This window comes from Flagellimonas algarum, from assembly GCF_040513375.1.
Taxonomy (GTDB): domain Bacteria; phylum Bacteroidota; class Bacteroidia; order Flavobacteriales; family Flavobacteriaceae; genus Flagellimonas_B; species Flagellimonas_B algarum.
In genome coordinates, this window is record NZ_JBEVTG010000002.1 from 1,353,611 (window position 1) to 1,372,767 (window position 19,157).

Sequence of the window (19,157 nt, forward strand, 5' to 3'; positions counted from 1 at the left end):
TTTCGATTGTTAAAGACCTAAGTCGAACATAATATAAACCCCCAGTCACCGTTATTTCTTTACGATAGTTCAAAAAGTGCCGTTGCAAATATTTTAACCGAATAAAATATTGTGGCAAACTTTTCGTTCTATTGCCGAAAGTGATTTAAATCGAATAAAACCAAAGTACCGGTTTGAACATAGCGACCGGTTAGTGAACTCAAGTCCTCATTATGAAAAAAAGCCCTTTAAAAATTGTGCTTTCTTGTTTGGCAGTGGCAGTGTCATTCACAAGTTGTAAAAACTCCTCATCTTCTTCATCCAAAAATGTCTCGAGAGCCACTGGATGGAAAATCAATTCCAAAGATGGTGGGTTCCAGTACAATTCCGACTTTAAGGAACAAGTAACCCCACCGGGTACCGTGTTCATCGAAGGTGGAACCTTTACCAAAGGAAAGGTACAAGACGATATCATGCACGATTGGAACAATACACCTACACAACAACATGTGCAGTCGTTTTATATGGACGAGACCGAGGTAACCAATAAGATGTACATGGAATACCTTGATTACTTGAAAAAAGTATATCCTCCGGAAAATCCTACCTATGAGAACATCTATAAAGGGGCCTTGCCCGACACTTTGGTTTGGAGAAATAGACTAGGTTTCAACGAAACCATGACCAACAACTACCTAAGACACCCAGCCTATGCCGAATATCCGGTCGTTGGTGTCAATTGGGTCCAAGCGACGCAATATGCCGAATGGCGTACCGATAGGGTCAATGAGATCAACTTGGTCAAAGAAGGTTATCTTGCCGAAGACGCCATGTACGGTGCCCTTAGCGGTGAAGTTGACGGAACGTTCAGTACAGAGGCGTATTTGAACAATCCGGAATCAGTGTACAACGGTCAAATCGACTCACTTCAAGGAAAACAAAAACGGGATTCGATCAGCGTGTTCGCCAAGCGTAGCACGGGTGTGATCACCCCAGAATACCGATTACCCACGGAAACGGAATGGGAATACGCCGCACAGGCCTTGATCGGTAGCCGTGAATACAACAATTATCGCGGACGAAAAAAATATCCATGGGAAGGGGATTATACCCGAAATGGACAGCGCGTTGGTCGTGGTGACCAATTGGCGAACTTCAAACAAGGAAAAGGGGATTACGGCGGAATCGCAGGATGGTCTGACGACGGTGCCGATATCACCGCCCAAGTCAAATCGTATAAACCGAACGATTTCGGATTGTATGATATGGCAGGAAACGTTTCCGAATGGGTCGCCGATGTTTACCGTCCGATCGTTGATGACGAAATCAGTGACTTCAACTACTACCGTGGTAACATCTATTTGAAAAAAGCGATCAACGAAGAAGGAAAGGTCGATATCATCAAAGATGAAATCGTTTACGACACCCTTCCAAATGGCAAGATCGTTGCGGTGAACCTTCCAGGAGAAATCAAGGAAGTGCCCGTAGGTGAAGAGGAAACCTATTTGAGAACGAACTTCTCCTCTAGTGATAACCGTGGATATCGTGATGGCGATGCCGGTTCTTCCAGGTTCTTCGAACGCTTTAGCGATGAGGCCGACGATAGCAGAAAAATGTACGACGCCCCGAAACACAAGGTGGAGCGTGACTCTACCGGAAAGATCTTGCGTCAATACGATACCTCGAACTACCGCACCTCCCTAATCAATGATGAAGTTAGGGTATACAAAGGAGGTTCATGGAGAGACCGGGCCTTCTGGTTGGATCCAGCACAACGTCGCTACCTGCCACAATATATGGCGACCGACGATATCGGGTTCCGCTGCGCCATGTCGCGTGTCGGTTCAAAATCGAAGTCGAAGAACAAAACGGTTCGACACAAGAAATCGCGATAAAAAAAATTGCTTTTGCCAAAGCCCCGGGTTTTCCTCGGGGCTTTTTTTTATCTTCGATTTATGGACATACCCCAGCTACACACCCTATTCCTTGCCCACCGAAAAGTTACCACCGACACCCGAAAAATTGAAGAAGGAAGCCTCTTTTTCGCCCTAAAAGGACCCAATTTCGATGGCAACGCCTTCGCCGCACAAGCCTTGGAAAAAGGAGCGGTCAAAGCGATCGTCGATGATACCGCATACGCTGGCCTAGCTGATACCATATTGGTGGATGACGTTTTGGAATGCCTACAACAATTGGCCACTTACCACAGACGATATTGCAAGGCAAAAGTCATCGCACTTACCGGAAGCAACGGCAAGACGACGACCAAGGAACTGATCCATGCCGTACTCGCCACCACCTTCAATACCCTTGCGACCCAAGGCAACCTCAACAACCATATCGGGGTACCGTTGACCTTATTGACCCTTAGCGAGGAAACCGAACTGGCCGTAATCGAAATGGGCGCCAATCACCAGGGGGAAATCGCAATGTTGAGCAAACTGGCCGAACCCGATTTCGGATTGATCACCAATTTCGGCAAGGCCCATCTTGAAGGTTTTGGGGGTGTTGAAGGAGTGATAAAAGGCAAAAGCGAACTGTACCGGTATCTCATAGATCATGACGCCCATATTTTTATGAATGCCGATGACCCGATACAAAAAGAAAAACTGGCCCGCTATGTAAAAAAAGTGGGGTTTAGCCAAGAAGACACCCAGTATTTCAATATCGTTCTGGAACGTACCGAACCTTTTGTCGAACTCAGTTTCGAAGGGAAGCAGGTACGTACCCACCTGATCGGCACCTATAATTTTCCGAACTGCTGCATGGCGGTACTGATCGGAAAGTACTTTAATGTGGCCGAACACCATATCAAGGAAGCCTTGGAGCGCTACATCCCAGAAAACAATCGATCCCAGATTTTGGAACGCGACGGCAAAACGGTGATCTTGGATGCATACAATGCCAATCCTACCAGCATGAAGGCCGCCTTGGAAAGTTTTGATCGCATGCCCGGAAATACCAAAGCGGTTTTCTTGGGTGACATGTTCGAATTGGGTGGATCTTCGGCCGAAGAACACCAGAACATCGCCGATTTGGCCGATAAACTCGGATTCCACAGCATTGTTTTTGTGGGGGAACACTTCGCCGGAATTCGGACCGACCACCCGCAATATGCCGACTTCGAGACCCTAGAGGCCGACCTCCCCAAGCTGATCGGCCCAGCTACCCATGTATTGATCAAAGGTTCGCGAGGCATGGCCCTTGAGCGACTCTTGAACGACTTATAATTCATAAATTTTTCCAAAATATTGATATTTAGCGGATTCGATTGAAAAGAAGCCCGGTTTCTTACGACCCATAGTGCATAAAGAAACCAACTATGGAAAAGAACATCATCATTTTTGACGGCGAGTGCAACCTCTGCAACGGGGTCGTTGGATGGTTATTGAGGTTTGCCCCTGAAGACATTTTCGAATTCGTGGCCTTTCAGTCCCCTAGAGGTCAAGAACTGTTGCGTTCTTATGGCTTTCCGACCGAATCGCTGACCACCGTGATTTTCATAGACCAGTTGGGAGCACATACCCATTCGGACGGTTTCTTGAAAATCGTATCCCAAATCCCCAAATGGCGTTTGGTTGCCGCCTTGTTGGCCTTTATCCCACGAATCATCAGGGATACCATTTACAATCTAGCATCCAAGAACCGCGTACGTTGGTTCGGCCGATCGACTTCCTGTACGGTAAGTTTTTGAATCCCTAAGCACGGATTGAATCTTTGAACATTCCGCTGAAAGCAAGGCATTTCGACTTTTGTATATCGATTTCCTAGACCGAGTCCAGGTAGGGGAAGATGCTCCACAAACAGTCTTTTAATTGTTATTAAATTGAATGACATTTCATTCAATTTAATATATTTATATTCTTTTTGAGTGATATGTCATTCATTCTTTTTCTTTTTCTATAAATATTATCTATATTTGTATGAGATAACATTCATTTAATTCATAAATACACAATTATGAATGATATATCATACAATAAATGGCAGTCACTATCCGATAAAGCCCTACTGGAAACCATTGGTTCTTTCATCCAATCGCATCGGTTGAACCAAAACAAATCGCAGACCCATGTCGCCAACGACGCTGGGATCAGTCGTTCCACACTAAGTTTGCTCGAACGCGGGGAAAAAGTTCGTATCGATAGCTTCATCCAAGTATTGCGCGTTCTCGACCTGTTACACGTTATGGACGCCTTCGCGATACGCGAACAGATCAGTCCTCTTGAATATGCCAAGCTAAAGCGGAAAGAACGAAAACAGGCATCCCCGAAAAAGCGGAATACCGAAGAAAACAGTGATTTGGGATGGTAGATGTCGCCGAGGTACATATCTGGGGAACATTGGTAGGCGCCGTTCGATGGGACGACAGCCAAAAACTGGGCTATTTTCAATATGCTCCCGAATTTCAGGATACCGGCTGGGAGCTTTCGCCCATCAAGATGCCCCTGGACCAAGGACAACGCATCTTCAGTTTTCCGGAATTGCGCAAAGGACGGGATGAAACGGAAGACACCTTTAAAGGACTGCCCGGCTTACTTTCAGACGCCTTACCCGATAAATACGGCAATCGATTGATCGACACCTGGCTGGCCCGCCAAGGACGACCCGCGAACAGCATGAACCCCGTAGAAAAACTCTGTTTCATCGGCACAAGGGCCATGGGCGCCTTGGAATTCCGTCCTACCCAACACAAACCGGCGACCCGCACCTTTCCTTTGGTGATGGACAGCCTGGTCGAAGTGGCCAAAAAAATGCTGAACGAACGGGAGCGTTTTTTGACCCATCTCGATAAGGACGGGGAAAAAGCCATGACGGACATCCTCAAAATCGGCACCTCTGCGGGCGGCGCCAGACCCAAGGCCGTTATTGCCTACCATCCGAAAACAAAAGAAATACGTTCCGGACAAGGAAAGGTCCCCAAAGGTTTCGAACATTGGCTGCTCAAACTCGACGGGGTCAGTGGCGAGCAGTTCGGCGAAAGTTCGGGATGGGGCCGGGTCGAATACGCCTACCACTTGATGGCGATAGATTGTGGCATCGAGATGACCGCCTGCCAACTGCTCGAAGAAAACGGCAGGGCCCATTTTATGACCAAACGCTTCGACCGTGAGGATAATGAAAGGCATCATATCCAATCGCTATGCGGTTTGCAACATTATGATTTCAATGACATGTACGGCTTTAGCTACGAGCAGCTCTTTCAAACCATGCGCCAGTTGCGATTGACCTATCCGGAAGCCGAACAACTCTTCCGCAGAATGGTGTTCAATGTCATTGCGACGAACTATGACGACCACACCAAAAACTTTTCCTTTCTGCTTAAAAAAAACGCCGAATGGCGATTGGCCCCGGCTTATGATCTCTGTTTCGCCTATGACCCGAACAACTATTGGGTCAACCAACAGACGCTTAGCGTCAATGGCAAACGCCGCGATATCACCAAAGACGACCTAATGACCTTGGCTACCGACAACAACATTAAAAAAGGCGCAAAGATCATCGACACCATCAATGCCACGGTTTCGCAATGGCAACATTACGCCGAGCAGGTCGACCTACGCGAAGATCTTAAAAAACGCATCGCGGAAAACCTGAACACCTTCTAAGACGCCGTATCAGGAACAGCCATAACATCCTGGATATTTCGGTGCACCGGAATCGATTCGGACCTGAACAAAAAAACCTTGCTATCACAGTAATAACAAGGTTTTCTAAGCTGGTGGAGTATACTGGATTCGAACCAGTGACCTCTGCCCTGTCAAGGCAGCGCTCTAAACCAACTGAGCTAATACTCCAAAAAAGTGCTGCAATATCGGAAATTTGTCACCAATCACCATATTCTGCCGAATTCTTTTGCGTTTCATGCAGCGTAATATGCAATAATTGCCCATTTTCAAGCTTCGGCTTCAAGATATCATAGATGATTTTGACGAAATATTCCGTCGAAGGCAACAAGCCTTCGAATTCAGGACAGTCTTCGTTCAGGTTCTTGTGATCGAAACGCTCTTCGACCTCCTCCTTGATCAACTTCCCTAAAACCGCCAAATCCATCACAAATCCGGTATCGGGATCTACAGTACCCCGAATACGCACTTCCAACTCAAAATTGTGGCCGTGGTAATACGGACTGTTGCACTTGCCAAATACCTCAAGGTTCTTGGCATCGCTCCATTTCGGATTGTGCAACCTATGGGCGGCATTAAAGTGTGCTTTTCTACAAATCGTTGATACCATCTATCGCAACTTGGGCTGCAAATTTAAGTCAAAAAGGGAGATTGGCCTACATTCAATCAATGGTTTCCAAAAAAGCCAGGCTTTTTGGGATTTGGGTAAGCACCGCCGACGATTCGTCTTCCAGAAATAGATACACCACCCCTTGTTTTCGGGCCAACTTCACGATCTCTGCAACGGCAAGCGAACCCGTCCCCAAGGCGACGCTGTCTTCAACGTCTTGCCTACCGGTTCCATCGCCCACCGCACCTTTTCGCATGTCCTTTAAATGAAGGGTCTTGAATTGACCTGGATAGGCCTTCAATAAGTCAAGAGGATCGACACCGGCATGCCGGGCCCAAAAGATATCGAGTTCAAAAGCGAAATATTGGGCGCTCCGGGCCATGAAATCGAAAACCGTTCCACCTGCATGAGCTTCGAATTCATACCCGTGCGGATGATACAGCAAGGTAATACCAGCGGTCGCCAAAACCTGTCCGGCCGCATTGAACACCCCCACTGCCTTCTTCGCGTCTTTTAGGGTAAACCGTTTTCCATGGGGAATCCATGGACACATCACGAAACGCGTCCCAAAACCCTTGGCCCGGTCTAGTGCGATCCGCGGATCTTTCTTCAACTCTTGATAAGAAGCCCCGATACTAACGACTTCGAGACCATGCTCCTGCAATAGCCCCTTGAACCGTTCTTCGGAAACGCCATAGGTAACCGCGCCACCTTCGATTTTGGTAATGCCCCAGTTCTTGATAAGGGTAAAAGTGGCCGGCACATCGTTCTCGAACTGATTACGAAGACTGTACAATTGGAGCCCGACCTCTTGGGACCGCAATTCCAAAGGTGTGAAAACCACCAGAAGAAGCAAGCTCGAGAGAAGTCGCGAAAACATAGCCCAGGTTTAGGTCAATAAATTCCCATTTTCATCCCATTCGGCGATAACGCCCCTTTTGCTTTGATCGACACATTTGGCCAACCATTCGGGATCATAAGATACCCCATGCTGGGCCAGTACATCTTCAGGTACCCCATCCCAAACATTGGGCATATTGCCTTTATATCCTAAATCGGCAATTCCCACTTTAGAGGTATAATACCCGCAGACGACCAAATTCCGCATCAGAGCGAAAAACTGGATCTCCAAGGCCTGTTCGTCCAAGGATACTTCAGGATCATGCCAGCAGATCTCATCGCAGATCTGCCGTTGTTGCTCTAGACTTGCCGATTTGAATTCCAAACCGAATTCGGTATTGCTTTTATGGTCCAACCACATCAATCCACCCAAAAGGGTCATCTGCATTTCGGGCAGGTCTTTGCCCATAAACTCAATGAATTCAGGCACATCGGCCTCTAAAGGACCGCCATGCGGTTCCTTCGGAGGAAGGATTACCGTACTCAAAACGGCAATAGTCTCCATTTCATGCGCATTGAACAAGGTTTCGGCATTCAATTTTTCGAGCCGTTCCAACTCTTCGGGGGTCCGCCCAAAGTATTTGGGATCGGCGGTCGCCGGAGTATCTACGGCACTATCGCTCTCGGTGCGGCACCCGTGAAAGGCAATGGCCGAGGCAGAGGCACCTAAAATGATGGTCTGTATACTTTTCCTTCTGTCCATGGCTAAATGTTTTGTTGTTTCAATTGTTCGACAATATAATCTGAGGCCCGCCATGCCAGCGCGAGGATGGTCCAGGTACAATTTTTGTCCGCCTGTGAAACGAACGGTCCGGCATCGGTGATGAAGACATTTTCGACATCATGAAGCTGTTGGAATTTATTCGTCACGGATTCTTTGGGATCATCGCCCATTCTGGTCGTTCCTACTTCATGAATGATCTCTCCCGGGGTCAGCAAACCGTAATTGCTTTCCTTACCTGGTTTGCCCCCTAGACGCATACCACCCATATTATGGATGATCTCTGCAAAGGTATCTTGCATATGTTTGGCTTGGTTGACCTCGAAATCAGACCACTTATAGTTGAATTTCAATACGGGTATACCGTATTTGTCAACCGTTGTAGGATCGATTTCACAATAGTTCTCTTTTCTGGCAATAGCTTCACCACGACCCCCGAAACCGATGACGGATCCATAGTATTTCTTCACATCGTCTCGAAGGCTGTCGCCGTAACCCCCTACTCGGAGGCCGAAGAACTTGTTGAAGTCGTTTACATTGAAACCGAAGCCATAGTTAGGTTGGCCCATACCCCCCCAAACTTCGATATGGTACCCTCTTGGAAAATCCAATTGGGAATTATCTCCCCACCATGGGGAATAGACATGCATGCCCCCGACCCCATCTTCATTATACGAGGTCTTGCGGTTCATAAGCCCGGGAATGAAACCTGCCGCGCTTGCACCCGTTGAATCGTGCAGGTATTTCCCAACAAGGTCACTGCTATTGCCCAACCCGTTCGGATGCTGCTTTGATTTTGAATTCAACAAGATCCTTGCCGAACTACAGGCCGAGGCGGCCAAGACCACCACTTTACCTTTGATCTTGTATTCCTTGCGATCTTCTTTGTTGATATAGGATACGCCCGTAGCCCTTCCTTCTTCATCGGTGGTTACTTCCCTGACCATACAGTTCACAAAGAGTTCTACCTGGCCACCGTTCTTCTGGGCAGGAAAGATCAAACAGCTGCCTGATGAAAAATCGGCATAGACCGAACATGATCTCGAACATTGTCCACAATAAAAACAGACCCCACGATCGGTATTGATACGTTTCGTCAACATCGACATTCGGGAAGGGATCACCGGAATTCCGGTTTTTCTTGCCCCATCGATATAGAACAATTCGTGCAGACGGGGTTTTGGCGGAGGAAGGAAGAACCCATCCGGGTCGTTCGGCAGCCCCTCATTGGTACCGAAGACACCGATCAGCTTATCGACCTTGTCATAATATGGTTTGACATCATCATAACCGATAGGCCAATCTTCACCATGGCCATCACGCGTCTTGCCTTTAAAGTCCTTTGGGCCGAAACGCAGCGAAATACGCCCCCAGTGGTTGGTACGACCTCCGAGCATTCGGGAGCGCCACCATTTGAAATCAGTTCCCGGCTCATGGGTATAGGGCTCGCCCTCGACTTCCCAATCACCCCATGACATATCCCATTCGCCAAAAGCACGATCCGTACTTGCCCCCCTTCTCGGAGATTCGTAGGGCCATTTCAATTGGGTCATGGTCTTGGGGTCTTTGGGGTCAAAGAACGGTCCGGCCTCGACGACAGCGACTTTCAGTCCGGCATCGGCAAGTACCTTAGTGGCCATTCCACCACCGGCCCCTGAACCGACGATGATCACGTCGTATTCTTTCGGGCTTTCGATTATTTGCATTCGGTATTCGGTTTTTGAGTTATACGATTCTTATTGTACTCGGGTCAAACGGTAAAATTCCTTGCGGTACTGGCTAGGGGTACACCCCTTGATCTTTTTGAAGATCCTATTGAAATTGGCGATATTGTAGAACCCGCACTTATAGGCGATTTCAGAAACACCATATTCTTCTTCGGCCAACATACGGGAGGCATTCTCGACCCGGATTTCATTCAAATATTCCACAAAAGTGCGTTCAGTGCTTTTCTTGATAAAGCGATTGAACGATACCTTGCTCATGTTCAACAAGCTCGACACTTGATCGAGGGTAATCTTATTGGCGTAATTCTCTTGGATAAAGTTGTAGAACAATTTTATCTTGTCGCTATTGTCGAAATCATCACGCGAAGTTTGCGAAATGGAAAGCAGGCGTTGGTTTTTGGTAATCGACAAGTCATATAATAAGGAGAACAACTCCAAGAAATAGTCGATCCCCTCCAATTTGGAGACCTTCATGATCCTCGGGGCGATCTTTTGGGACTCCATCTTGTCGAAAAGGATGCCGTGTACCGACTTCTCGAGCATCTCACGCAACGGCTTCATGATACTCCTTCGGGTCAAATTGTCTTGAAAAAGATCGTTGTGGAATTGGATGGTGACCTCGTGTACGCTGTTCGGGCAATTGTGCATCTTCCACCCATGGTACACATTCGGACCGACCAGGACCAACTCATAATCGTCGATTTCCTCGATGCTGAACCCTACGGTTCGCTGCATCCCCCTTCCATCCAGAATAAAATTCAACTCCAATTCCGGATGAAAATGAACCGGATAATCGAAGGTATCCCTGAATCGATCCATGACCAAGAAACTATCTTGGGGGGACAGGGCGGTGATCTCACGCTGATACTTTTTTAACATGTCAATACTATTTTAAACTTATCTAGTATTATTTTGTCAGGTTTTATAAGGATTAGCTCCCTCAATTTTGGACATTACACAGATAAAGTGTTAAAAAATTGCCATAAAGTACTAATAATAATTTCAATATTGCCGTATTCCAATTGGCTTTTTGAAGGATTTTATGGACAACCGTCCCTTAACAGTAGTAAAATTAACGGTTACGCCCGGTTTTTGCCGTTTTATGCCCATTTCTAAAAAATAGTATAAAAAAATGATAATATAATACCATGCACATGCAAAGTGTTTGTATAATTTTATCACTTGTTCGGCACTTACCCTATACCGAATTGACGAACAACCGAACTATTTAACTTAATTAATAACACTCATGATTATGAAACAAACAATCAAACGTGGCTTTTTTGCTGTGCGGAAAAGTGGCTCGTTTTGGTCAAAATCGGCGCTCAGCCTAGTCTTGACCTTGACGTTGGCACTAGCTTCCTTTACGGCCGAAGCCAATGCTCTTTCAAAAGACAAGAACTTGATTTTACCGCAATCAACGGTGACCGGTACGGTAACGGATGCCGATGGTGCGCCCCTACCGGGTGCCAACGTTGTGGTAAAGGGTACGACCAATGGTACCCAAACCGATTTTGATGGGAATTACACCATTGAAGCGGATGCGAATGCCACTTTGGTATTCAGCTACATTGGATTCGGCACCCAAGAAGTTGCCGTTAATGGACAAACCACTATTAACGTAGCGATGTCCGAAGATGCCAATCAGCTTTCTGAAGTGGTCGTCTTGGGGTATGCATCGCAGACCCGTGGTGATTTGACCGGATCGGTCGCTTCCGTTGATGTCTCCGAGGCTACAAAGACCCCTTTGGTCAACGCAGCTGAAGCCTTGGAAGGACGGGTAACGGGGGTTACGGTAACCAATACCGGATCACCTGGTGCAGCTCCAAAAATCGTTATTCGTGGTTTCGGTACGAGTAACAACACCAACCCCTTATATATTATCGATGGGGTCCAGACCGATAACGCTTCGGTATTGACAAGTATCAACCCGGCCGATATCGACCAGATCAACGTATTGAAAGATGGTGCAGCGGCTATCTATGGGGCAAGGGCCTCTAATGGTGTTGTGATCATCACCACCAAAGGCGGTGGCTACAACCAAGAAAAGCCAACGGTCTCTTTTGACGTGTATACAGGTATCACCAGAGCGGTGAACGTTCCTGAACTGTTGAACGTGAACCAACATGCCGATATGATCTTCCAAAGCTTGGCCAATGACGGTGCCACTGTTACCCACCCACAATACGGGTCGGGTGCAACACCGACTATACCATCCTCATTGATCGACTACACCCGAGTAGCTTCGTACGATCCGATCGTAAGGGAAGCGCGTGGTGCTACGGTCACCCCAGGAGGAACGGATTGGTTGGATGCGGTAACCCAAGACGGACAGACCCAAAACCTTTCACTTTCCATTGCCAATGGTGGTGAAACAGGACGTTATTTCCTTTCAGCGAACTATTTGAACAGGGAAGGAGTCTTCTTGGCGCACACCTTCAAACAAGGAACCACTCGATTGAATTCAGAATTCAAGATCAGTGATAAGGTGACCATCGGAGAACACTTGAATGCTTCATTTTCAAACGGTGGAAACAACTCGACCCGTGTCAATGACGCCTTGCGTATGAGCCCGCTGATTCCCGTCTATGATGACGAAGGGGATTTCGCAGGAACCGGTGGACCCGGACTGAGTAACACCCGTAGCCCTGTTGCCCAATTGCTACGGGCGCAAGACGATTTCAACAAAACCTTCAGGGTGTTCGGGGATGTCTATCTTGCTGCCGAAATCCACGATGGTCTTACATTCAAAACCACCTTCAGTGGGAATATCGAAAACTTTGACCAACGGGTCTTCCAGGCATTGGATCCAGAACACATCGAGCCGTTAAGCACCAATACGCTTCGCGAGCAGAACATCCAGAACTTCAACTGGACTTGGAACAATACCCTGAACTACTCCAAGATCTTCGGAGACCATAATGTGAACATTCTTGCAGGTCTTGAAGCCGTGGAAGAAGGAAGCAAAGGAAAGCAAATCAGCAGGAACGGATTCCTATTCGAGACTCCTGACTTTTACCTCTTGAGTAATGGTAGCGGTACCCCGAACGTTGATTTTGCGTTCGATGGGGAGAATTCATTGTTCTCCATCTTCGGTACGGCCAACTATTCTTATAAGGGCAAGTACTTTGCAACGGTTACGGTACGGAATGATAAGTCTTCCCGTTTCCTAGGGGATAACCAAAGCCAAACCTTCCCATCGTTTAGTGCGGGCTGGTTGATCAGTGATGAAGATTTCTTCCCGCAAGATTCGTTCGTAAGCCGATTGAAGTTAAAAGGTTCTTGGGGGCAATTGGGTAACCAAACCTTGCCGATCAGTAACCCGACCATCAACGTGTCGAACTTGAGCGAGACCTTGGCGAACTATTCCTTGAACGGAAGTACGATCGCTACCGGTGCGATTTTAAGCCAAGTGGGTAACCCAAATTTGAAATGGGAGACCAGCCAGACAACGAACATCGGTATCGAGGCCGGGTTCTTCAACAATGACCTTTTCGTATCGTTCGAATGGTTCGACATCGACACCAAGGATTTGATCACGCGTGACAACAGTCTTATCAGTACGACCGCTATCGATGCGGCCGCACCATTGGTGAACCTAGGGGACATCCAAAACACCGGTTTTGATTTGGCCATCGGGTACAACCACTCAACAAGTTATGGGCTTAACTACGGAATTCAAGCGAATATCTCAAGATATAAGAACGAAGTCCAAAGCTTGATCAGTGACTTCCAGATCGGTCGTACCGACTTGCGAGGTGGTGCGGTAACCCGAACTGAAGTGGGCCAACCGATTTCTTTCTTCTACGGAAGGGAAGTGACCGGTTTCGACGGCGATGGTCGTTTCACCTATCGTGATGTCAATGGTGACGGGGTCATCGATGATGACAATGACAGAACACAAATCGGTTCTCCACACCCTGATTTCACGTATGGTATCAATCTGACAGCAGACTACAAAGGATTCGATATTTCGGCCTTCTTCTCCGGTTCACAAGGAAACGACGTGTACAACTACGAGAAGATCTTTACCGATTTCCCGACCTTCTTCAACGGTAACAGAAGCACCAGGGTTTTGGATTCATGGACACCAAGCAATACGGATGCAACTTTGCCAGCGCTTAGTCAAACCATCCAAAATGCTGAAACACAACCTAATTCATATTTTGTCGAGGACGCATCCTTTTTGCGTTTGAAGAATCTACAGATTGGATATACCTTCTCGGATAACATTGCCAACAGTATGGGAATGGAGTCTTTTAGGGTGTATATCCAAGGAACCAATCTCTTTACAATAACCGACTATGAAGGTTTTGACCCAGAAGTCATTTCAAACGACAACTTGTCTTTGGGTATTGATTTTGGAAACTTTGGACCTTATCCAGTGTCCCAAATTTTGACTGTTGGTATTAACACAAAATTCTAAAAAAATGAAAAAGAAACTAATGTATTGTTTAGCGCTGCTTGCCGTCTGTATCGGCTGTGGCGATGATTTCACCGACAAACCGGCCATTGGGGCGTTGAGTGATGATGCCTTGGCCAATGCCCAGGGTGTCGATCTGTTACTCGTTGGTGCGTATTCCGCACTTGACGGGATCCGAAACAACCAGGGAGCTGCCGACTGGACGGTCAGTGGTGATAACTGGTGGTTCGATGTGATTTCGGATGATGCCCATAAAGGGAGTACCGATGGGGATCAGGCGGATCTGTTCCTCCTGGAAACCTACGATTGGACCAGTGCCAATCCTTATATTTTCGGAAAATGGAACGGCTTGTTCGCAGGGGTAAACCGTGCCAACGCCGTAATCTCATTGATCGCTTCTTTGGAAGATGGTGATTTTAGCGGTCCATTGGCCGAAGCCAGGTTCTTGAGAGCCCATTTCAACTTCGAATTGCAGAAGATCTATGTGAACGTTCCGTATATCTCAGAAGAGAATTTCGCGGCTACTGAGTTCAACCAACCGAACCCAGGGGCTATTTGGGAACAAATCGAAGCCGATTTCCAATATGCGGTCGACAACCTTCCGAACTCTCAAGCTGATGTCGGACGTCCAACCGCTTGGGCCGCAAAAGCCTTTTTGGGAAAAGTACACTTGTACCAATCCGATTGGGGGCAAGCCCTTTCCTTGTTGCAAGATGTCATCAACAACGGACCCTATGCCTTGAACGCCGAGTTCTTGGATAATTTTAGCGTTGCTGGTGACAACAGTGCCGAATCGGTATTCGCAATCCAGTTTACCACCGATTCAGGACAGTCTTTCAATGGTAACCGAGGAGGTACGTTGAACTTCCCGAACCCAGGTCCGTTCGGTTCTTGTTGTGGGTTCTACCAGCCATCACAGGATTTGGCGAATGCCTACCAAACCGATGGCACCGGGCTACCGTTATTGGATACGTTTAACCAAACCGATATCGCCAATGATTATGGGGTAGAAAGTGCGGATGCCTTTACCACCCATACCGGGCCGCTAGATCCTAGGATCGATTACACCATCGGAAGAAGGGGTATCGACTACAACGGTTATGGCATGCATATCGGTAAAGATTGGATTCGTGCCAGTTTCGCCGATATCTCTGGACCGTACCTTCCAAAAAAGAACGTCTATCAATCCGGCGAGAGTGCCAACCAAGGAACAGGTGCTTGGGGGCAACAGCATTCAGGGATCAATTATCATTTCATGCGCTATGCGGATGTCTTATTAATGGCCGCTGAAGCTGCTGTCGAAACCGGCGATTTGGGTACGGCCTTGAATTATGTGAACCAAGTCCGTGACCGCGCCAAGAACATGAGCTATGTTCAAAATATGGCCGGTGATGCCGATGCCGCGAACTACCAGATCGAACCGTATCCGGCCTTCGCGGATGCCGGGTTCGCCAGACAAGCCGTCCGCTTCGAAAGAAGATTGGAATTGGCGATGGAAGGTCACCGTTTGTTCGACTTGAGAAGATGGGGCGTTACTGTCGATATATTGAACGAGTACGTGCAGAATGAAGCCCGTACCATAGGAAACTTCGGGACCAAAGCCAATCCCTACGAAGCTAGGATGGATTTGTTACCTATACCGATTACAGCTATAGATTTAAGTGGTGGCGTGCTCACCCAAAACCCAGGATTTTAAGTTTAGTTGAGTTTTATTAGTTTAAGTTTAGCTGCAGAAACAGGGCGTTGTAATGATGCCCTGTTTTTTGTTTCCCCTTTTCCCTACCTTAGCATAAAGACGAGATAACGATTTATGAAAATGCCCAGAATTCCCCTCTTTATCGGGCTCTTTGCATTGCTCCTTGCAGCGGGTAGCTGCACGGAATCCAAAGAGACGAAAACCGCTTCCAATCCCATATTCGCAAAATTGGAGGCCCCACGAACGAATATCGATTTTACCAATACCCTGACCGAAAACGATTCCCTTAACTACTTTACGTACGCCTACATATACATGGGCGGCGGAGTTTCGGCCGGCGATATCAACAATGACGGGTTGATCGATCTGTTCTTTACCGGAAATATGGTCCCCAATAAACTATACCTCAACAAAGGCAACTTGGAATTCGAAGACATTTCGGATTCGGCTGGCATTGCCGGGGATTCCCGATGGTACACCGGCACCACCATGGCCGATGTGAACAATGATGGCTTTTTGGATATCTATTGTTCGGTTGGGGGCAAGTTCGGCCCAAAAGAAAACCAACTGTTCATCAACAACGGCGACAACACCTTCACCGAGCAAGCCGAAGCGTATGGCATCGCCGATACCGCCAATAGCGTTCAGGCTTCTTTTTTCGACTACGATCTCGACGGGGATCTTGACCTCTACGTAGCGAATTACCCCCCTACCCGATTCAATGCGCCGAATTTCTATTACCGCATGAAGCAGATGAACGCCTCCGAATTGGAAACCGACAAGTTGTTCAAAAACGAAAACGGTCACTTCATCGATGTGACCAACGAAGCCGGTCTAAAAACCTTCGGACTGTCGCTGAGTGTCACCGTAAGCGACCTTAACCAAGATGGATGGCCCGATCTTTATATCTCCAACGATTTCAGTTCGCCGGATTACCTCTTTTACAACAATCAAGACGGTACGTTTACCGAAGCCGTCAAACAAAGCACCAAAAACACTTCCTTCTACGGAATGGGGGTCGACATCGCGGACTTCAACAACGATGCCTTACCCGATATACTCCAGGTCGACATGACCTCCCAAGTCAACCGACGGGCGAAAGCCAATATGGCCAGCATGAACCCACAGCTTTTTTGGAGCACGGTCAATGCCGGGTTCCATTACCAATACATGCAAAACAGCCTGCAACTGAACAATGGCACCTTGCGTGACTCCGTGGCCGATTTTAGTAATGTTTCGCGCCTTGCCGGGGTCTCTTCGACCGACTGGAGCTGGGGACCCTTGTTCGCAGACCTTGATAACGATGGCTGGAAAGACATTTTTATTTCGAATGGCACCCGCAGGGAGATCAACAATCGGGACTATTTCCTGGAAATTGAAAAAAACGGTGTCCACCAAGACAGTACTTTGGAAAAAACCTTGCAGATCCCCTCGGAGAAAATCGATAATTACGTTTTCAAAAACAACCGTGACTTGACCTTTGCGAAAATGAACCAAGATTGGGGCATCGAACACAAAGGGTTCTCAAACGGCTGTGTGTATGTCGATCTCGATAACGATGGTGATTTGGAGATCGTAACCAACAACATCGATGATAAAGCAGGCGTTTTCGAAAACAAAAGCGCTGAAAACAGTCATCATTTAAGCCTATCGTTCAAAGGTTCGGACTTGAACCCCTTTGGCCTTGGCACCAAGGTATACCTCTACCACCAAGGCACCGCGCAGTATCAAGAACTGACCTTGACCCGTGGTTTTCAGTCCTCGGTTGCCCCACGACTTCATTTTGGCCTTGGCGATACCGAGGCCATCGATTCCCTCAAGATCGTTTGGCCTGACCGTAGCGAGCAACTATTCAAAAATCCGGATATTGATACCCAATTGATCGCCGATTACAAGGATGCCGTTACAGCGGATGAATTGAAGGAAGCGTCCCTTGGGCTTTTTGATAATTTATTGGCCGATGAACTTCCGATCGAACATCGTCATATTGAAAACTATTACGATGATTTCGTGAATGAAGTGCTGTTGCCCCATCAGACCTCCATGTTCGGTCCGAATATCGCTGCTGGGGATTTGAACGGAGATGGTCTTGATGACCTCGTCGTAGGGGCCGCTGCCCAAAATACAACGACCCTATATTTCCAAACCGCCTCCGGCTTTGGAGAAGGCATAAAAACACCTTTCACTTTGGATAGTGCTTCTGAAGACATGGGCATCCATATTTTCGATGCCGATATGGATGGGGATGAAGATATTTACATTGTCAGCGGGGGCAACGAGTTCTCCCCCACGGCCAAGCCATTGCAAGATCGGCTCTATATCAATGACGGAAAGGGCAACTTCGAAAAATCGATGACGGCCCTGCCCGAAATGTTGACCAGCGGATCTCGCGCTCATAGCCATGATTTCGATAAGGATGGTGACCTCGATCTCTTTGTAGGTGGTCGCTTGATACCGGGCAACTACCCATCACCGGCCGACAGTTACCTGCTAGAGAATATCGGTCAAAACGGGGAAGCCCGTTTTGTGGATGCCACCGAAAAGTTGGCCCCTTTTCTCAAAAAATCAGGCATGGTCACCGATGCCATCTGGACGGATTTCAATAATGATGGTTGGACGGACCTCATCGTTATCGGTGAATGGATGGGCATTCGGGTCTTACAGAACGAGGAGGGCTATTTCTCCGAAGTTTCGGAAAGCTGGGGCACCCAAGACAGTACCGGATGGTGGTTCAGTATCGTTGATGGTGATTTCGACAATGATGGGGATACCGATTATATCGTCGGTAATCTGGGCCTCAATTACAAGTACAAAGCTTCGGATGACGCGACCTTTGATATCTTCTTCAACGATTTCGACAACAATTACAAAGGCGATATCGTCTTGAGTTATTTCAATGAAGGGGAACAGTTTCCAGTCCGTGGAAGGGAGTGTTCGTCCCAACAGATTCCCGGCATCAAACAGAAGTTCAAGGATTACGAATCCTTTTCAACGGCAACCCTCGAAGATGTGTATACTGAAGAAGATCTGGACAATTCCTTGCACTACCAAGTGAAATCTTTTGCCAGCGTGTATCTGGAAAACGACAATGGGACCTTCAGGCGCCATGCCCTTCCGAACATGGCCCAGCTTTCTTCGATCAACCAGTTGTTGACCGAGGATTTCAACGGCGATGGCAATTTGGACGTTTTGTTGGTCGGCAACCTTCATTCTTCGGAAGTCGAAACACCTCGAAACGATGCCAGTACGGGCCTTTTATTGCTCGGTGATGGTCAAGGTGGTTTTGAAGTGGAACACGCTCGTAACAGCGGTTTTTACGCCCCTGGAGACGTCAAGGACATGGTCAAGCTACGCATTGGGGAAAAAGAAGTGATCGCGATCGCCAAGAATTCGGACTATCTACAGTTTTTGGAACAAAAAAGAGGGCTGCCCTAACAGACAGCCCCCTTTAACCAATCACTTAAATTGAAAAAA

The 19,157-nt window shown here is 47.5% G+C and carries 13 protein-coding genes and 1 tRNA gene; 8 read left to right on the forward strand and 6 right to left on the reverse strand.

Annotated features, from left to right (window positions below):
• The first annotated feature begins 212 nt into the window (after positions 1-212).
• From gldJ to ABV409_RS13565, 5 genes are all read left to right on the forward strand, one after another.
• Entirely contained in the window at positions 213-1,874 is a 1,662-nt protein-coding gene (gldJ, locus tag ABV409_RS13545) for a gliding motility lipoprotein GldJ (protein WP_353878124.1), read from the forward strand.
• A gap of 60 nt (positions 1,875-1,934) precedes the next feature.
• Positions 1,935-3,209: a UDP-N-acetylmuramoyl-tripeptide--D-alanyl-D-alanine ligase gene (locus ABV409_RS13550; RefSeq protein ID WP_353878125.1), complete on the forward strand. Its 1,275-nt coding sequence runs from the start codon at positions 1,935-1,937 to the stop codon at positions 3,207-3,209.
• A 92-nt stretch (positions 3,210-3,301) separates the two neighbouring features.
• Complete coding sequence (locus tag ABV409_RS13555; protein ID WP_353878126.1) at positions 3,302-3,673, forward strand: thiol-disulfide oxidoreductase DCC family protein; 372 nt, start codon at positions 3,302-3,304, stop codon at positions 3,671-3,673.
• 266 nt (positions 3,674-3,939) lie between these two features.
• Positions 3,940-4,293, forward strand: coding sequence for a helix-turn-helix domain-containing protein (locus ABV409_RS13560; protein ID WP_353878127.1), 354 nt, complete (start codon positions 3,940-3,942; stop codon positions 4,291-4,293).
• Positions 4,287-5,588, forward strand: a complete 1,302-nt coding sequence (locus ABV409_RS13565; protein ID WP_353878128.1) for a type II toxin-antitoxin system HipA family toxin — start codon at positions 4,287-4,289, stop codon at positions 5,586-5,588. The genes ABV409_RS13560 and ABV409_RS13565 overlap by 7 nt, the downstream gene beginning before the upstream one ends.
• A 111-nt stretch (positions 5,589-5,699) precedes the next feature.
• Here ABV409_RS13565 and ABV409_RS13570 read toward each other — a convergent pair.
• From ABV409_RS13570 to ABV409_RS13595, 6 genes are all read right to left on the reverse strand, one after another.
• Positions 5,700-5,777, reverse strand: a tRNA-Val gene (locus tag ABV409_RS13570).
• A gap of 28 nt (positions 5,778-5,805) precedes the next feature.
• A complete protein-coding gene (locus ABV409_RS13575) occupies positions 5,806-6,216 on the reverse strand; it encodes a 6-pyruvoyl trahydropterin synthase family protein (RefSeq protein WP_353878129.1) in 411 nt (136 codons plus the stop codon).
• 52 nt (positions 6,217-6,268) lie between these two features.
• Complete coding sequence (locus tag ABV409_RS13580; protein ID WP_353878130.1) at positions 6,269-7,096, reverse strand: sugar phosphate isomerase/epimerase family protein; 828 nt, start codon at positions 7,094-7,096, stop codon at positions 6,269-6,271.
• 9 nt (positions 7,097-7,105) lie between these two features.
• Positions 7,106-7,819, reverse strand: a complete 714-nt coding sequence (locus ABV409_RS13585; RefSeq protein WP_353878131.1) for a gluconate 2-dehydrogenase subunit 3 family protein — start codon at positions 7,817-7,819, stop codon at positions 7,106-7,108.
• 2 nt (positions 7,820-7,821) lie between these two features.
• Positions 7,822-9,543, reverse strand: coding sequence for a GMC family oxidoreductase (locus ABV409_RS13590; protein WP_353878132.1), 1,722 nt, complete (start codon positions 9,541-9,543; stop codon positions 7,822-7,824).
• Between the two features lie 30 nt (positions 9,544-9,573).
• Positions 9,574-10,443, reverse strand: coding sequence for a helix-turn-helix domain-containing protein (locus ABV409_RS13595; RefSeq protein ID WP_353878133.1), 870 nt, complete (start codon positions 10,441-10,443; stop codon positions 9,574-9,576).
• Between the two features lie 376 nt (positions 10,444-10,819).
• Between ABV409_RS13595 and ABV409_RS13600 the strand changes: the two genes are divergently transcribed.
• The 3 genes from ABV409_RS13600 (at position 10,820) to ABV409_RS13610 (ending at position 19,118) form a co-directional block, all read left to right on the forward strand.
• On the forward strand, positions 10,820-13,990 hold the full coding sequence (locus ABV409_RS13600; protein ID WP_353878134.1) for a SusC/RagA family TonB-linked outer membrane protein: 3,171 nt from the start codon (positions 10,820-10,822) through the stop codon (positions 13,988-13,990).
• 4 nt (positions 13,991-13,994) lie between these two features.
• Positions 13,995-15,683 (forward strand): RagB/SusD family nutrient uptake outer membrane protein, encoded by a 1,689-nt coding sequence (locus tag ABV409_RS13605; protein WP_353878135.1) that lies wholly within the window; start codon positions 13,995-13,997, stop codon positions 15,681-15,683.
• A gap of 114 nt (positions 15,684-15,797) precedes the next feature.
• A complete protein-coding gene (locus ABV409_RS13610) occupies positions 15,798-19,118 on the forward strand; it encodes a VCBS repeat-containing protein (RefSeq protein WP_353878136.1) in 3,321 nt (1,106 codons plus the stop codon).
• Positions 19,119-19,157: the final 39 nt, after the last annotated feature.

What these genes read in the sequence shown, in the direction of transcription:
- gldJ (WP_353878124.1), top strand. Translation starts at nt 213, where the DNA reads ATGAAAAAAAGCCCTTTAAAAATTGTGCTTTCTTGTTTGGCAGTGGCA.
- ABV409_RS13550 (WP_353878125.1), top strand. Translation starts at nt 1,935, where the DNA reads ATGGACATACCCCAGCTACACACCCTATTCCTTGCCCACCGAAAAGTT.
- ABV409_RS13555 (WP_353878126.1), top strand. Translation starts at nt 3,302, where the DNA reads ATGGAAAAGAACATCATCATTTTTGACGGCGAGTGCAACCTCTGCAAC.
- ABV409_RS13560 (WP_353878127.1), top strand. Translation starts at nt 3,940, where the DNA reads ATGAATGATATATCATACAATAAATGGCAGTCACTATCCGATAAAGCC.
- ABV409_RS13565 (WP_353878128.1), top strand. Translation starts at nt 4,287, where the DNA reads ATGGTAGATGTCGCCGAGGTACATATCTGGGGAACATTGGTAGGCGCC.
- ABV409_RS13575 (WP_353878129.1), bottom strand. Translation starts at nt 6,216, where the DNA reads ATGGTATCAACGATTTGTAGAAAAGCACACTTTAATGCCGCCCATAGG.
- ABV409_RS13580 (WP_353878130.1), bottom strand. Translation starts at nt 7,096, where the DNA reads ATGTTTTCGCGACTTCTCTCGAGCTTGCTTCTTCTGGTGGTTTTCACA.
- ABV409_RS13585 (WP_353878131.1), bottom strand. Translation starts at nt 7,819, where the DNA reads ATGGACAGAAGGAAAAGTATACAGACCATCATTTTAGGTGCCTCTGCC.
- ABV409_RS13590 (WP_353878132.1), bottom strand. Translation starts at nt 9,543, where the DNA reads ATGCAAATAATCGAAAGCCCGAAAGAATACGACGTGATCATCGTCGGT.
- ABV409_RS13595 (WP_353878133.1), bottom strand. Translation starts at nt 10,443, where the DNA reads ATGTTAAAAAAGTATCAGCGTGAGATCACCGCCCTGTCCCCCCAAGAT.
- ABV409_RS13600 (WP_353878134.1), top strand. Translation starts at nt 10,820, where the DNA reads ATGAAACAAACAATCAAACGTGGCTTTTTTGCTGTGCGGAAAAGTGGC.
- ABV409_RS13605 (WP_353878135.1), top strand. Translation starts at nt 13,995, where the DNA reads ATGAAAAAGAAACTAATGTATTGTTTAGCGCTGCTTGCCGTCTGTATC.
- ABV409_RS13610 (WP_353878136.1), top strand. Translation starts at nt 15,798, where the DNA reads ATGAAAATGCCCAGAATTCCCCTCTTTATCGGGCTCTTTGCATTGCTC.